The 15,187-nt window shown below is 38.2% G+C and carries 11 protein-coding genes; all 11 read right to left on the bottom strand.

All coding sequences use genetic code 11. The annotated features are described in order from the left end of the window. Positions 1–185: 185 nt before the first annotated feature. The 11 genes from A6M55_RS03535 to A6M55_RS03585 all read right to left on the bottom strand — a co-directional run bounded on the left by A6M55_RS03535 (position 186) and on the right by A6M55_RS03585 (position 15,183). Entirely contained in the window at positions 186–1,217 is a 1,032-nt protein-coding gene (locus A6M55_RS03535) for a glycoside hydrolase family 43 protein (protein WP_064196496.1), read from the bottom strand. A gap of 31 nt (positions 1,218–1,248) precedes the next feature. Beyond that, a complete protein-coding gene (locus A6M55_RS03540; RefSeq protein ID WP_064196497.1) occupies positions 1,249–2,052 on the bottom strand; it encodes an SDR family NAD(P)-dependent oxidoreductase in 804 nt (267 codons plus the stop codon). Next, positions 2,049–4,157 carry an alpha-glucuronidase family glycosyl hydrolase gene (locus A6M55_RS03545; protein ID WP_064196498.1) on the bottom strand — a complete coding sequence of 703 codons (2,109 nt, stop codon included), beginning with the start codon at positions 4,155–4,157 and terminating at the stop codon, positions 2,049–2,051. Before A6M55_RS03545 ends, A6M55_RS03540 begins: the two co-directional genes overlap by 4 nt. Positions 4,158–4,182: 25 nt before the next feature. Beyond that, complete coding sequence (locus A6M55_RS03550) at positions 4,183–4,578, bottom strand: VOC family protein (protein WP_064196499.1); 396 nt, start codon at positions 4,576–4,578, stop codon at positions 4,183–4,185. After that, a complete protein-coding gene (uxuA, locus tag A6M55_RS03555; protein WP_229235472.1) occupies positions 4,575–5,789 on the bottom strand; it encodes a mannonate dehydratase in 1,215 nt (404 codons plus the stop codon). The genes A6M55_RS03550 and uxuA overlap by 4 nt, the downstream gene beginning before the upstream one ends. 89 nt (positions 5,790–5,878) lie before the next feature. Further along, positions 5,879–7,045 carry a Gfo/Idh/MocA family protein gene (locus A6M55_RS03560; protein ID WP_064196500.1) on the bottom strand — a complete coding sequence of 389 codons (1,167 nt, stop codon included), beginning with the start codon at positions 7,043–7,045 and terminating at the stop codon, positions 5,879–5,881. Positions 7,046–7,133: 88 nt separating this feature from the next. Further along, the gene (locus A6M55_RS03565) at positions 7,134–8,513 is read right to left on the bottom strand and encodes a Gfo/Idh/MocA family protein (protein ID WP_064196552.1); all 1,380 of its coding nucleotides are present in this window, start codon (positions 8,511–8,513) and stop codon (positions 7,134–7,136) included. A 127-nt stretch (positions 8,514–8,640) separates the two neighbouring features. Continuing rightward, the gene (locus tag A6M55_RS03570) at positions 8,641–9,534 is read right to left on the bottom strand and encodes a PmoA family protein (protein WP_064196501.1); all 894 of its coding nucleotides are present in this window, start codon (positions 9,532–9,534) and stop codon (positions 8,641–8,643) included. Positions 9,535–9,615: 81 nt separating this feature from the next. Beyond that, the gene (locus A6M55_RS03575) at positions 9,616–10,950 is read right to left on the bottom strand and encodes a putative oxidoreductase C-terminal domain-containing protein (protein ID WP_064196502.1); all 1,335 of its coding nucleotides are present in this window, start codon (positions 10,948–10,950) and stop codon (positions 9,616–9,618) included. Between the two features lie 187 nt (positions 10,951–11,137). Next, positions 11,138–12,508 carry a hypothetical protein gene (locus A6M55_RS03580; protein WP_064196503.1) on the bottom strand — a complete coding sequence of 457 codons (1,371 nt, stop codon included), beginning with the start codon at positions 12,506–12,508 and terminating at the stop codon, positions 11,138–11,140. Continuing rightward, positions 12,508–15,183 carry a sialate O-acetylesterase gene (locus tag A6M55_RS03585; protein WP_064196504.1) on the bottom strand — a complete coding sequence of 892 codons (2,676 nt, stop codon included), beginning with the start codon at positions 15,181–15,183 and terminating at the stop codon, positions 12,508–12,510. Before A6M55_RS03585 ends, A6M55_RS03580 begins: the two co-directional genes overlap by 1 nt. Positions 15,184–15,187: the final 4 nt, after the last annotated feature.

A 15,187-nucleotide genomic window follows, 5' to 3' on the forward strand; every position in this document is an offset into this window, starting at 1 on the left:
GAAATCAACTCATTTTTTAACTATCAAGAACTAAAATGCTTCCATTTATTAATATTATTCTTTTTTATAATATAATTTTACGATTATTTGCAAAATATTTAGTAAGCGGTTGAGCTTTGTTTAAATTTTACTAAATAATTCGACATTTTAGAAAGTTATTAGATTTGGGTCGATGTCAATTATTCTTATTTGTAAGCTTCAATCGTCTTGATACTCCCATCGGTATTATAGTTCAATTCTGTTACTTTTATATTTCTTAGATGAGTTTTCCCGGAAATTTCAGTATCATGGTAATAAATATACCATTTACCTTGAAATTCTACAATTGAATGATGATTTGTCCAGCCTAAAACTGGTTTTAGAACAATCCCTTTGTAAGTAAAAGGACCATAAGGATTATCTCCGATTGCGTAGCAAATATTGTGGGTATCGCCCGTTGAGTAGGAGAAATAATATTTCCCTTGATATTTATGCACCCAAGCAGCCTCAAAAAAACGTTTGTCATTATTATCTTCCATGAAAAGATTACCATTTTCATCAAGAATTTTTACTTCTTTCGCATCTTCAGCAAGGTTTTTCATATCTGCCGATAATTTAGCAACTCTTGGCAAACGTGCAGTTTCTCCTTTTTTCGGATTGCTCATTTTTCCTTGATATTGATTATCCTTCCAACTTTGAAGCTGTCCACCCCAAATTCCACCAAAATATATATAGTGATTTCCATCAGAATCTTTAAAAACCGCAGGGTCAACACTATATGTTCCTTTTATTGGTTCAGGCTCAGCTTTAAATGGTCCAATTGGACTTTTACTTGTCGCAACACCAATTCTGAAAATATCTTCCCTATCTTTTACCGGGAAATACAAGAAATAAGTACCATTTTCATAAGCAGCATCAGGAGCCCACATTTGTCGATTTGCCCACTTAACATCCTGAATAGCAAGTGCTACGCCATTATCTTTCACTTCGGATTGTGGAGAATTCATTGATAAGACATGAAAATCTTTCATATCAAACATCCCTCCATCTTCTTTTTTTGCCGTTGGCGATTCTATATCATGCGACGGATAAATATAGATTTTTCCATCGAAAACATGAGCAGAAGGGTCTGCAGTAAAAATATGTGAAACTAATGGTTTTGAAATTGGCGTTTTATTTTGGCCAACAACCATTATCGAAAATAATAGGAGAGTAAAAACGGGTAGTAATTTATTCATTATGCTGATTAGAAACCTTTAAAGTCATAATTTAGAAACCTATTGAATTGCCACCATCAACTGGCAATGAAACACCAGTGATATATCGAGCGGCATCTGATGCCAAGAAAACAGCCGCCCAACCAATGTCTGAAGGTTTACCAAATTTGCCAATTGGAGTTCGGTTTAAAGCACGGTTCATGCGGTCGGGGTCGCTTCCCATGGCTGTTTTCATCATGCTTGTTTCAATAAAACCAGGGGCGATGGCATTGATTCTTACATTTTGTGGCGAAAATTCAGAAGCCAGGACTTTTACCATTCCTTCAACGCCAGATTTTGATGCCGCATAAGCTACAACTCGGTCGATGCCATAATAGGCTGCCATTGACGAAATCATGATGATTGAACCATTTTTTCGAGCCAACATACGTGCTGCACAAGCACGAGTGAGTGCAAAAACTGCACTTAAATTGGTTTGAATGATGCGATTGAAGTCTTCATCGGACACTTCGAGTGCTGGACGTTTCAAGTTTACCCCCGCATTGTTTACTAAAATATCAATCGGTCCATGAGTTGTTTCAATGTCATTTACTAAACCTTCGAGTGAAGATAAATCTGTTACATCGTTTACGAAATAGTGAGCGTTTTTACCCAGTTCGGCTACTGCTGCTTTTAACGGGGCTTCTCTTCTTCCTGTGATGATAACTTTTGCACCCGAAAATACCATACACTTGGCAATATCGAAGCCGATTCCGCTTCCTCCGCCTGTAATTAAGCACAGTTTTTCGTTGAGTGCAAAGGCCGTACTATGTGAAATGTGTTTACTTTCTTCTGTGAAAATTGATCTTTCTGTCATCTTAAATGGTAAATTTCTACTAATTTTTTAACTTCTTCTAAACTTCTATTGGGTGGGGTGAGTGAACTAGGTATTGGCATTTTAGCAAAATCCTTAAAATATAAAACACAGGCATCTCGCCACCAAATTGCTTCTTTTTCTTGAGTTTTGAGTCTGGCTGATACACTTGCAAAAGTTTCAGTATCAATATATGGTTTCAGATTTGCCCAATCTTTTTGTAATTTTTGTACTTCGACAACTCCATTATAATAGCGATAACAAAGCTCTTCCCAAAGCGTATTTCCCGTGCTGAGTTTTTTATTCCAGGCAATATGGTGAAACCACATTAAATAATTCAAATTGCATTTATCGGGATTCCCCCACATTTCACGGACTTCTTTCGAGTAAAGATTTAAAGCATTACTCACTTTACCAGTTCGGTCAAAACCCAAGCCAATAGAATCGGCTCGGTGGTAATATAGTGAAGTCCAATCGGGTCTTGCAGCTTTGGTTAGCCACGGTTCTGGTCCGTAATGATGCCCTTCGCCCATCATGTGACTTAAACCTAATGGGTAAGTATAACTAATATAAGTTGGTAATGATTTTTGCATTATCTCATTGATTTGAGTTTTTGCTTTTTCGTCATTTGTCAAAGTCATACCGATCCATTCTTTGGCGATTTTCTCTGAACTTAAGGTATTATCCCAAGCTAAACGTCCAAAAGCATACCAATTGGCTTGATTGAACGGATGGCCACACCAGTTAACATCCGAGCCAGTATTGGCTACGCCAGCCATCAACGAAACTTGATTATTGTATAAACTTCCATCAATGACTTTGGCAACAGTTGAGCCTTTTCCCTTGGCGTATGTATCGGTATCAAGGCATTCTTTAAACATAGGAGCTAAATAGGTGAGGTGCGTCGATTGTCCCAAATATTCTTGCGTAATCTGAAATTCCATCGCCAATTTAGTATTCGAAAAACCGCCAAACATTGGGTGAAATGGCTCCCGAGGCATGAAATCAATTGGACCATTTTTTACTTGCACAATCACTTTTTCATCAAATTTGCCATCGAGTGGCTTAAATTGTTCGTAAGCTTCTTTGAATCTATCGCCATTTGGGTCAGCGTTATAAACAAATGCTCGCCAAATAACGATTCCAGAAAACGGTTTCATGGCCTCGGCCAGCATATTGGCTCCATCGGCGTGCGTGCGACCATAATCTTGTGGGCCAGGTTCGCCTTCTGAATTGGCCTTTACCAAATAACCACCAAAATCTGGTATATATTGGTGAATTTCTTTGGTTTTTTCGTTCCACCATTTTCTTACTTCGGGGTCGAGGGGGTCAGAAGTTTTTAAGCCTCCAAGTGTGCGTGGCGAACGGAAATTTACAGAAATAAATACCCGAATTCCATAAGGACGAAGGACATCGGCAACGGCTTTGATTTTTTCAAGATACTCAGCTGTCAAAAACCTTGAACTTGCATTGACATTATTTATAGAAGTAGCATTGATACCAATTGCGGCATTTGCACGAGCATAAGCAATGTATCTTGGGTCAATTCTAAATGGCAGTTCATTCCATTTCCACATGGATGACCCAGCGTAGCCACGCTCGACAGTTCCGTTGGCATTATCCCAATGGTTGAGCATTCGGATTTTTACTTTTGGGTTGCTAATAATATTTTGTCCGATTGGTTGGAGAGTTTGAATATTTCTTAATAATTCAAAAGCACCATAAAGTACACCAAATGCTGATTTTGAGGAGATTACGATATTGCCATTTCTGGTAAAAATAGCAAATCCATCTTCATTTAAGGATTGAGTAAGTGATTGATTATTAGATACTTCAAGAATAATTCCCCCAGTGAGAGTCGTGCTTTTTGGTGAAATTATTGTTTTCGTACCCAAAAGTCCAGCAAAGCCTGATTGTAATTCTTCGGCAGCTTTTTGAAGGGTTGGATTTTCAGTGTTTCCTGCAATAAATTTTGAGAATTTTGCGTAAGAAAGTTTTTGTTTTTGGTCTTTAATTAAATCATATTTCAACCAAAGTCTTGAGCCATCATCGGCAAATGCAATGACAGTTAAAAGCGAATATATGATTGATAAAAATGTTTTTTTCATCTATAATTTGCTGAATATTAATGTTTTATTTATTTTTAGGTTCTAATAAATCCCAAAGGTTTCCGTATAAATCTTCAAAAACTGCAACAGTTCCATAAATTTCTTCTTTTGGTTCTCTAATAAATTTGATGCCTTTTTCTTGCATCTGATTATAATCTCTCCAAAAATCATCGGTATAAAGAAATAAGAAAACTCTGCCACCTGTTTGGTTTCCTACCCGACTTTCCTGCTCTTGGTTGGCAGCTTTTGCGAGTAAAATTGCGGTTTCGGTCGCACCTTTTGGTTTTACTACAACCCAACGCTTTTCTTCGCTTTGTTTGGTGTCTTCAATGAGTTCAAAATTGAGTTTTTGGGTGTAAAAATCAATTGCTTCATCATAGTCTTTTACAACTAAAGCAAATTGGGCAATGTATTGTTTCATACAGATAAATTTCGTTCAATCGCCATTTGTAAACCTCTGATTTCTGCCAAACCTTTCAGCCTTCCGATGGCCGAATACCCAGGATAAGTTTTACGTTTCGTGATTCCTTCTTGTAAATCATCAAGCATTTGGTGTCCGTGGTCGGGTCGAACTGGAATCTGATTATCGGCTTGCCCAATTATTTTTCTGCGGTTTTGCTCTTCAATGATAGCCTTTACAACCTCGTACATATCAACATCGCCTGTTAGATGTGCTGCTTCGTGAAAATTTAGCGGGTTTTCTTCTCTTTTCGTTGTACGCAAGTGCAAGAAATGAATACGATTCGCAAACTTTTTAACCATTTTCGCCAGTTCATTATCTTCACGCACACCCAACGAACCTGTACAGAAAGTAATGCCATTGGCTGAGACTTCACAAGCGTTCATGAGTTGTTCTAAATCATTTTCGGTGCTTACTACTCGTGGTAAACCTAATAAAGATTTCGGAGGGTCGTCGGGGTGAATGCAAAGATTTATACCAATTTCTTGAGCAAAAGGTGCTATTTGTTGAACAAAATAATACAAATTGGCTCTTAGTTCGGCATCTCCAATATGGGCATAATTATCAAGCAAACCTTGAAAAGTATTCAAATCGAAGGCTTCTTCCGAGCCAGGTAAACCTAAAAGGGCAGTGTTTTTCAACGTTTCAATTTCGGATTGAGACATATTTTCAAACTTCTTTTTTGCCGATTCTCTTACCTCAATTTCATAGTCTTTCTCGGCATTTGGACGTTTTAGGATATACAAATCAAAAATTGCAAAATCTTCCCAAACAAACCTAAGTGCTTTTGAGCCATCAGGCATTTCGTAGTTTAGATTTGTACGTGACCAGTCCAAAACAGGCATAAAATTATAGCAAACTGTTTTAATGCTACATCTTGCTAAGTTCGCCAACGAAATTTTGTAGTTTTCAATGAATTTTTCTCTTGATGGCAAGCCTTTTTTTATGTCTTCGTGTACAGGTAAACTTTCAACCACTAACCATTTTAGAGGCGTGTATTGAGTATTGTCTTTTTCAATGATGTTTATTCTTTCTTGTATGGCTTCAACTGACCAAACTTCGCCGACCGGAATCTGATGCAATGCCGAAACAACACCTGTGCAGCCCGCTTGTCGAATATCCATTAATGAAACTGGGTCATTTGGCCCAAACCAACGCATTGTATGTTGCATTTAGAATTACGAATTTAGAATTACGATTTACGAATTACACGTTCATAGGTTTTTCTCCATATTCGTCATTCGTAAATCATCATTCGTCATTATTTTGTTAGACTTATTTTTTGTGCATTTTTTTGTGCTTTTAGAGCTAATTCGGTGGCCAGAAAGCAGTGTTCTTGGGTCATGGCTGTTTCGGTTCTGTTTAAAATATCATCAACCAATTGTGGGCCATAAGGCAATGTTTGGGCAGTACAATCAAAATATTTTGTTTCTTTATTATCAGTTAAAAACAAATGGCTTCCACCTTCACGGCCTGCCAAATCAATGTTTTTTCTGATTTCGATAAAACCTTCTGTACCGAGAATCGTCAAACGACCATCTCCCCATGTTTTTAGGCCATCAGGTGTAAACCAATCGACTCTGATATAGCCCATTCCGCCATCTCCTCGGAGCATGGCATCGCCAAAATCTTCAAATTTTGGGTATTGTGGATGGTGTACATTACCAATTTGCGAAGCCACAACTTCGGCTTTTTTAGAGTTTGTAAAATACAAATATTGGTCGAATTGATGTGAGGCAATATCAGTGATGATTCCGCCAAACAAATCTCTATCAAAAAACCATTCTGGGCGAGTTTTTGCATTCATTCGGTGCGGACCGAGTCCGATTGTTTGAATTACATTACCGATTGCCCCAGCTTTTACGAGTTCCCCAGCTTTTACAGTTGCTTTATTCTCAAAGCGTTCGCTGTACATAATCGAATAGATTCGCCCAGTTGTTTTCTGTACTTTTCGTACTTCCGCTAATTGTTCGAGTGTTGTGATGCCAGGTTTATCAGACATAAAATCTTTGCCCGATTTCATTACTCTGATGCCCAATGGAGCTCTTTCGGAAGCAATCGCCGAACTCAAAACCAGTTGAATTGACTTATCTTCTAAGATTTCCTTTTCGTCTTTCACCAATTTTGCATCAGGGTAACGTTTGGCGAAAGCCGCAATTAAATCGGCTTCTTTGGCAAAATAAGCCACCAATTCTCCACCACCTTTTTTGACAGCTTCAACTTGGCTGTAAATATGCCCATGATTCATGCCAATTACCGCAAATTTTATTCGTGGTGAATCATAAATTTCTTGTCTTGAACTTTTTACAATTTCGGTCGTATAGTGTCCAAAATCTTTATTTTGAAACATCGGGAAAGCCATTAAGCCTGCGGCAGTCGATGCTGCTGCTGCCGATGTCTTTTTGAGGAAATTACGTCTGTTGTTCATCTGAGATATGAGATTCTGGATACGAGAGTCGAGAAATGAGAATGAAGCATTTTCTTCTATCTCGAATCCCATATCTCGTATCTCAATTTTACATTTTTATATAATCAGTACCATATGGTTTTCTTTGTGTCCGTGAAAGCATAGCGTTTGCTTCATCGTCATTTACAAAGCGTTCGGTAGTCGGATTCCAAGTTAGTTTACGAGGAAGTTTCATGGCAATATGGCTAATCAAACAAACAGAACAAGCTCTGTGACCAATTTCTACCGGCGAAATTGGCTCTTTTCGGCTCTGAATACAGTCGAGCCAGTTTCCGTGTTGTTCAGCACTTTTGTATAAATGGATTTCGTTTTCTCCGATAACAGATTCCAAAATTTTTGGGTCACTGGCATCGAGAGCTTTGCTACTTTTTGCTTTAGAAACTGGGTCGCTGGCAGAAGCAACATAATCTCCACGAGATACAAAAATCCAACCTTCTGTTCCTTCGTATCTAATTCCATTCGGGAAGCCTCCACTGGTGTACATCGTTACACCGTTTGCGTAATCTGCTTTGACCATAAAGTCTCCGTGTACATTCCAATTTCCACTTTTTGGAAATTCAGCTACTGCTTGCAAGGTTGTTGGGCCTGTATATTCAGTATCCATTCCCCAAGCGGCTGAGTCGAAATGGTGTTGTCCCCAACCTGTAATCATTCCTGCTCCAAATTGCTCGATACGTAACCAACCTGGGCGACCGTAACCGACCTGTGGATGTACAGCGTTTTCAGTATATGGCATTTCGGGAGTTGAACCGAGCCACATATCATAGTTAAATCCTTTGGGAACTGGCATGGCTGGGAAAGAAGGCCCTGCTGGGTCGCCTGGAAGGCCAACTTTTACGGTATGTAATTTCCCGATACGGCCGTTACGCACTAATTCAGCAGCAATTCTAAATTGGGGAGAAGAACGTTGTTGTGTACCCACTTGCAAAATTCTGCCTGTTTTTTTGATGACATTACTCAATAATCGACCTTCAGTAATTGTCAATGAAGTTGGTTTTTGTAGGTATATGTCTTTTCCTGCCAGAGCAGCTTCGATGGCTGGTTGAGCGTGCCAAAAGTCGGGTGTACTGATAATTACGGCATCAATGTCTTTGTTGAGAAGCATTTCACGATAATCGTCGTACATTTTTACATCAACATATTTATCTTGTCCTGTTTTTTTCTTATAATAATTTTCTACGAGAAGCTTGCCATCTTTTAGTCGATTTTGGTCTAAATCACAAACGGCCATCATACGAGCCACATCATGCTGCATGGTGCCAACCATATCGTGGTCACGGCCGATACGACCACAACCAATTTGACCAATATTAATTTTATTACTGGGGGCATTTTTACCGAAAACCGTTGAAGGCACGATTGTCGGAATGCCAAATGTTGCGGCTGCCACACCAGTGAGTGCTTGACCAATAAATTTTCTGCGTTCCATGTTTTTATGATAGGTTTGAATGATATTTTTGTGTTTAAGCCATTTATAAATCGGCAATTGTTTACAACCAGATTTAAAATCTGAGAACCGTATTTAACTTGTTTTCCAGTAACCAATTTCCCAATAACTACTCTGTCTTATACTTTTCAAATTGTTCGGCAATTTTTGCAGTTGCAGTATCGCCTGAATGAACCAAAACTCGGTATTTCAATTTGATTGTTTGTCCTTTTTTTAAAGTCGTTTCTTTATCATTTTGTGGCCAATACATTGGAGTTGGCGAGAAAAAACCATAATCACGAGTAAACCACGGCGATGGATACCATTCGTTGGATGGATGTTGTAAAATTGCCATTCCTTCGATTTTATTGCCACGATTTCCGTAAAAATCAATCCAAGGTGATTTTTTGCCGAAAGTTTCTTTTTCTCCCTTTTCTCCATTGGCGTTTATCATAGTTCCGCCATTGATAACCGCCAAATCTGCATCCATTCTACCGCTGAAAAGAGAGTGGTTTGTTTTTTCAATCGCTACATCCATCAACATCTCCATCGTAATCTCAAAGTCAAGTTGATAAACATCTTTCGATGGGGCAGTAATTGTAATTTTACGAATATCTTTTACTGGAGAATTTGCATTTGGTCGTCGCCAAATACATTCATCTTGAATCACAACTTTATCAGCACCCGATTCGATGATATCAGCTCTTAATGAAATTATTTGTCCTCTTTCGAGTCCTTCTTGCCAATAATTACCACCATTTACTTTATCGCAACCAAAAAACAACGAACTATGATGCGGATAATTTCCATTTCGCATTGAAGTTACACTGGCATTTGAAGGCCCATTTACAGGAAAAAAGAACGGGTATTTTTCGTCTTGTGAAAAAATATAGCTCGTGAAAAGGTTATTATTGATAAGAATATCAATTTTTGAATTGAATTTTTGGGCTACAATTTTGGTTTGGGCGAAAACATCAAAATTTAGAATTGACAAAAAAATGAGTAAAATATGTTCTTTTTTCATGTATAATAATTAATGTTTTGCAATGTGTCATAATGGATAGGTACAGGTCATGCCCTGTACCTACGAAAATTGGGAAATATTTTATTTTTTCTTTGCCAATTCCAACGCCTTGGTCGTTGTATAATATTTCACGAGCATATTTGGGACTTCCCAAACTGGTAGTTGATTTTTTGCCTTGTAATCTAAAAATCTATCCATTACTTCACCAAAATGTGCTTCATGACCTGTGCGATACACATCTGGAATTTCAACTAACCATTCTAAGCCTTGCTTTTTTAGATTGATTCCTGCAAACTTTGCTTTTAATGTTTCAAAAGCACTTGTGAGTTCAGAATCACTTAGATTTAATGGTTTTATGTAGAGTTGAGGTACAAATTTCTCGTCTTTTCCTTGTCTAATTTCAAGATTTGCTTTTGTACCTTTCATAATTGAATAATGAGTATCGCCACCTTCAGGTGTGCTATAATTCCACAGAACTTTCACTTTTGCATTTACACCTTTCAAACGATAATTGATTTCACCATTGGCAAAAATATTGAGTGTAGTATCATTTTTTAGGTCTTTTTTCAAGAATTCAGGGAAATTAGAACTGCCCGTAATCAACGAAAACTGACTGAGTGTCATGCTTGTTGGCCAACGTTTGGCCGATGTAAGTTCCACATCTTTCGTTGATAGTGTTATATTCGGAAAGGCTGCCCATTGTACCAAGTCAACTAAATGCGTGGTTACATCAACAATTCCTTCGCCTTGTTGTGAAACATCCATGAACCATGTTGGGCGTTTAAGTGGACTTCCTGAAACATATTTATAAAAATGATGTACGCTTTCTTTGATGATTGATGGGTCTGCTGGCGTTCCTTTTTTGATTGTTCCAAAAATAGTAGAAATCTGCGACAATTCTTTTTGAAGAACCGTTGTAATTTCCGAACGTTCGGTCATAATATCATACAATAAAACATTGTTTTTCTTGGCAGCTTCAAAAGCTTTTTGTAACTGAGCATAGCCCTTTGCATCAATACACATAGGCTTATCAGCTAAAATATTAATACCTGCATCTGCGGCTTTCAAAATGTATTCGGTTTTCTTTTTATTATTTCCTGCAATTATCAAGACATTGCCTTTTTTCTCGGTAAGCATTTTTTCCAGGTAATCACTGCCTTGATAAACATTTTCTTGCCAGTTGGTTGGGTTTTTGGCACGAGTATTATAGCTCTCAATTCGCTTGAGATGGTCTTGTAAATCTTGTCCAGCGGGTGCATAGACATTTACAACTTTTTCGACATTGTCGTAGGTTTTATTCTGAACCAAAGCAGCATGAAAATGCCCAGGGTCGAGCGTAATAAACTGAATAGGTTTATTTTGTGCAATCACGGTTGAGCTGATAATTGAAAAAAGGAAAAACGATTTTTTTAACATTTTGTATTTTGTTTGTTTAATACACTAAGTTCTAAAAATAATTCAACTTTTGTGTTTTTATTTACTCTTTTTGCAAAAAATGTATCAAAAAAAGATTGTATTTAATTGTCAACAGTGAATAGTAGATAGTCCACAGTTATCTATCAAAGAAAACTAACTCAACACTTTGAATTTGAATTTGCTTAATTTATTTACAATCGCCCCAATATCTGCACGCCCACGCTATCCAAGTACTCCAGTTCGGGCCAGTACTATGTCCACCAGCGTGTTGTCTGAAAGCAATTTCTCCATCTACCAAAGGCATTCCCAGCTTAGGAAAATCCATTGTTCCTAAATCTTTTTTATTGAATAAGTGATAGACCGAACCAGCATAAGCAGCACCCAGAAACATACCTTTGGCATCTACCCATTGGCCTTCAACTTGTGGTGAACCCGAACTAATAAAAACTGGTCGAGGTGCAACTAAAGCTACTAATTGATGAGCATCAACTGGTAGGTCGTTGGGAGTGAGTTTACTGGCATATTTGATAAAATTGCCCGCAAACCAATGATATTCGGCTGATGAAGCAAGGTTTTCAACTTGTTCACCGAAAACTCTGCGGAGAATTTTTACACCACCAGCTCCAGATGAACCAATGAAACCCAATGAGAAGCGTGGTTCAAAAGCCATAGCAACGATAGCGGCTTTTCCATAACGTGAAAGACCTTCAATAGCAACACGCTTGGCATCGACATCTTTATCAGTTTCAAAATAATCTAAAGCTCGGCTGGCTCCCCAAGCCCATGCTCGTAAGGCTCCCCAATCGTCAGGTTTTCTGAAATTTCCTTTGTTAGTTAAGCCAATGATTCCTTTTGTTAGTCCTGCACCATTATCGGCCTGAACGCTGCTTGGGTCGATGATAGCGTAACCCCAGCCACGTGAAATAAGTTGTTCTTTCCAAGTAGGTTCGCCTGATGAACCTAAACCAATAGGTTGAGTTGTATTGGGCCCGAAAGGGGAGCGGATAAAACCAAATTCCAAAACAACAGGCACTTGTTTGGGTGTTTGGGCGGGTGTTGCGACCAATAAATTTATCTCAACTTTGATGGCGGGATAAGCTGAATTATCGACAGTGCCTTTGAGCGTTTTTTCTTTAATCGCTTGATTTCCAATCATTGTGTCTTTCACTGAAATCACTTTCCACGTAACTGATGGGATATTTTTCGGTAATTGGCCATATATTTCACTTTCAAAATTTTCTACTATTTCAGGCCTTCTTTTTTCAAGCCATTCTTGGGCGGTTTTTACTTTTTTCCCATTCTTCAAAACTAAAGCATCAGGTAAAGTATATTGATTTACTTTTTCTTCCGAACTATTAGCTGCATTGGCATCTTTCGGATTTCCCGAAGGCCCCCTACGAAGTTGCGTACGCTCAATGTTCAGTTGCATGAGCATATTATTGTGGTCATTGGTTGTGAGTTTATTGATACTGTCTCGCTGGGCAGGAGAGAGTCCAAATTGAGCAAAAGTAGAAAGACTGATACTGCTAAAAAGGACAATTTTCGTAATAGTTTTCATTATCTTTTTATTTGTTTAATATGCTCAGCTACATTGAGCATGGTATCAATATAAATATCTTTTTCGTTTTCTTTAAGATAATGAAGAAGCTTGCTGTGAGCCTCCTTTGAAACATTCAAACCATGCTCACCGCCAACGCCATGAAATAGGAAAACGAGTAATTTGCCAGAATTTTGAGCCTGTTTTGCTAATTCAATCATTTGCTCGCCCGAAGTTCCTTCCATGCTGTAACAATCAATATCCATCAGATTTTGCTCATCAATGCTGTGCATTTGACTTCTGACCGAACGTGCCGCTACAAATTCATTTGTAAGTGTTTGAATAAACTCGCCTTCGATCACTTTCTTATGTCCGCAAGTGAAAGCAAAAGTGCGTTTGTCTCTTCCATCAATTGATTTTAAGTAAGCGTTGCACATTTTTACTTCATCTTGCATTTTTCGTAAACTATACTTGCTTAAATCATATTCGGGTTTTACCCAACTCATGCCTGGCAATGAAGCATCGCAAGGATGATAAAGCGTATGATTTCCCAATTCATGACCATTCATTGCCGCTCTTTTCCACCCACTAATTCTTTTGGTGGCTGCATCTGATGAAGCAGTTAGGTAAAATGTGCCTTTAAGATTCAGAGAGTCTAACGCAGGAATTACATTGTCAAGATGAACATTTAGAGCGTCATCATAAGTAAGTACAACTGAGCATTTTTTGCCTTTCCATGCTTTTGTTTCATCTAATAACTCAATATCGGTTCGGAATGGTGAAGCTGGTAAATCGACCGAATTATAAAAGTTTACACCTTCGGGGTTGTCTTGCCAAGCATAGCGAACGTATTTTGGACTTTTGATTGCTTCGTTCCAAACTTCAATTTTATCTTTTCCAATTACTTTGGTTTTTGCCCAAACGAATTTTTTGTCATAGTCGGCAATCGAAAACCATCTGAGTTCTTCGCCGTCTATGGAAGTGATGCCGTCGGCTACATTGCTAAATGTGAGTGTAATTTTGCCATTTTCAATGTTTTGTGCTGATAAAGTTGGTCCAGAATGCACTAAATCTTTTTCGCCATAAGCAATATTTCTTGCCGAAAGTGCGAGTCTCTTGCCTATGTCTTTTTTGTTAAGCGGGTGAATGTCATTCCATTCACCCAAATCAATCGTAACCGTTACAGCAGTGTTAGGTAGTGTAAGTGCTTGATTTTGTGCTTCTCTGAGCAATGCGTTATTACTTTCTGTAGGAGTAAAGTTAATGTCTTGATAATTAGTGAGTTGTACCACGAAAAAGGGTAGGCTTGCGTCATTCCAGAGGTTTCGCCAATCGTTGATTAAAGCTGGTAATAATTGATTGTAGGGTTCTGGATTACCAACATTTGTTTCGCCTTGATACCAAAGAAATCCTTTGATTTTCATAGGTAAAACTGGGGCAATCATGGCATTGTAGAGAGCAGTTGGCTGATTTTGTTGGTTGATTCCGCCACCTCCAAATCCACCTAAATTGGATGGCTGATAAACTTCACCCACTTTATATTGCCATGTACCTTTGAGGTCGATTTCATCGCCATTGACTGTCATGTAGTATGGTTTGTCAGGCACAAAACCACCCTTTCCAGCAGAATTTGTAACTCTGATGACGAATGTATTTTTACCTTCTTTCAATAGCTCGGCAGGAATTTCATAACGACGTGGCGGGTATTGATAAGTGATATTTCCAATTTTTTTGCCGTTCACATACATTTCATCCGCATCAATGATTCGACCCATGAAAAGTTTCACAGGTTTACCGAGCCAGCTTTTAGGGACGTCAAAAGTTCTTCTGAACCAAACTACACCGTTCAAATCTTTGATTCCTTGGTCTTCCCAATAGCCTGGAATATTCATATTTCGCCAGCCTTTTGGTTGATACTCTGGGCTTTCCCAATGTTCAATAATTCCTAAGTCTTTTATTTGGGGAGTATTGCTTCTTGGAAAAGAAGGGCGACGATTAAACGAATTTACATAGCTTGTATCTTTGTTTCGAGCAATGGTTCTTTGAATATCATTGAAGTTTTTGTATCCACCCTCACTAATCCATGCCTCGATAGGTGTTCCACCGACAGAACTATTGATAATTCCAATCGGAACTTTATATTTTTCGTGAATTTCTCGGGCAAAAAAATAAGAAACCGCCCCAAAAGCAAGAATATCTTTAGGATTTGCCGCTTTCCATTGACCTTGTGGAAAATCATCTTTTGGGGTGTTCAAATCAGTTAGGGTTTGCACAAAGAAATTACGAATGTCAGGGAAATTGGCATTAGTAATTTCGTCAGGATATTTTTCTTTTACCCTTTCCATTGGAGTAACCATATTGCTTTGCCCACTACAAAGCCAAACATCACCAAATGCAATGTTTTTGATAGAAATTTCATTTTTCCCCTTTAATAGCATTTCAAAACCTGTTCCAGTTGGTTGGGCTGGAAGCATGATTTCCCATTTCCCATTTTCAGCGGTTATGGTTTTAAAGTTTTTTTTGTTGAAAGTCAACGTGATTTTTTCTTTTGGCTCTGCCCAGCCCCAAATTTTGATGGGTTGTTCACGCTGCAAAACCATATTATCCGAAATCAGTTTTGGTAATCTAATTTGTGCTTTTACGGTGCAAATGCTGGATAGACAGAATAATAGTGCCGAAAGTTTTAATAGTTTCATTTGT

This window comes from Emticicia sp. MM (assembly GCF_001649495.1).